This is a genomic window from Burkholderia sp. ABCPW 14 (genome assembly GCF_001523835.1).
In the GTDB taxonomy this organism is placed as follows: Bacteria; Pseudomonadota; Gammaproteobacteria; order Burkholderiales; family Burkholderiaceae; genus Burkholderia; species Burkholderia mayonis.
Map to the genome: position 1 here is coordinate 1 of NZ_LOVS01000197.1, position 1,181 is coordinate 1,181.

Here is a 1,181-nt window from a genome sequence, read left to right on the forward strand (position 1 = left end):
ATGACCGAAGCTTTCCTGTGCGACGCAATCCGCACGCCCATCGGCCGCTATGGCGGCGCCCTGGCCCCGGTACGGGCCGACGACCTCGGCGCGGTGCCGCTCAAGGCGCTCGTCGAGCGCAACCGCGATGTCGACTGGGCCGCCGTCGACGACGTGATCTACGGCTGCGCGAACCAGGCCGGCGAAGACAACCGCAATGTCGCGCGGATGTCGCTGCTGCTCGCCGGCCTGCCGCTTGGCCTGCCCGGCGCGACGATCAACCGCCTCTGCGGCTCCGGGATGGACGCGATCGGCGTCGCCGCGCGCGCGATCAAGGCGGGCGAGGCGGGCCTCATGATCGCGGGCGGCGTCGAGAGCATGAGCCGCGCGCCGTTCGTGACGGGCAAGGCGACGAGCGCGTTCTCGCGCCAGGCCGAGATCTTCGACACGACGATCGGCTGGCGCTTCGTCAATCCGCTGATGAAACAGCGATACGGCGTCGATTCGATGCCGGAGACGGCCGAGAACGTCGCGACCGACTACCGCGTGAGCCGCGCCGACCAGGACGCGTTCGCGCTGCGCAGCCAGCAGAAGGCGGCGCGCGCGCAGCAGGACGGCACGCTGGCGCAGGAGATCGTGCCGGTGACGATTGCGCAGAGGAAAGGCGAGCCGGTCGTCGTGGCGCGCGACGAGCATCCGCGCGAGACATCGCTCGACGCGCTCGCGAAGTTGAAGGGCGTCGTGCGGCCGGACGGCACGGTGACGGCGGGCAACGCATCGGGCGTGAACGACGGCGCGTGCGCGTTGCTGCTCGCGAGCGAGGCGGATGCGCGGCGCCACGGGCTGGTGCCGCGGGCGCGCGTGCTCGGGATCGCGACGGCGGGCGTCGAGCCGCGGGTGATGGGGATCGGCCCGGCGCCGGCGACGCAGAAGCTGCTCGCGCGGCTCGGGATGACGATCGACCAGTTCGACGTGATCGAGCTGAACGAGGCGTTCGCGTCGCAGGGGCTCGCGGTGCTGCGCCTCTTGGGCGTCGCGCACGACGATCCGCGCGTGAACCCGAACGGCGGCGCGATCGCGCTCGGGCACCCGCTCGGCGCGTCGGGCGCACGGCTCGTGACGACCGCGATGTATCAGCTGCATCGCACGAACGGCCGCTATGCGCTGTGCACGATGTGCATCGGCGTCGGACAGGGCATCGC

At 71.9% G+C, this 1,181-nt stretch carries 1 protein-coding gene; it reads left to right on the forward strand.

Features of this window, described 5'->3' with window-relative positions; genetic code table 11:
• On the forward strand, positions 1-1,181 hold a 1,181-nt coding region (gene pcaF / locus WS62_RS29545), incomplete at both ends, for a 3-oxoadipyl-CoA thiolase (protein WP_066578593.1).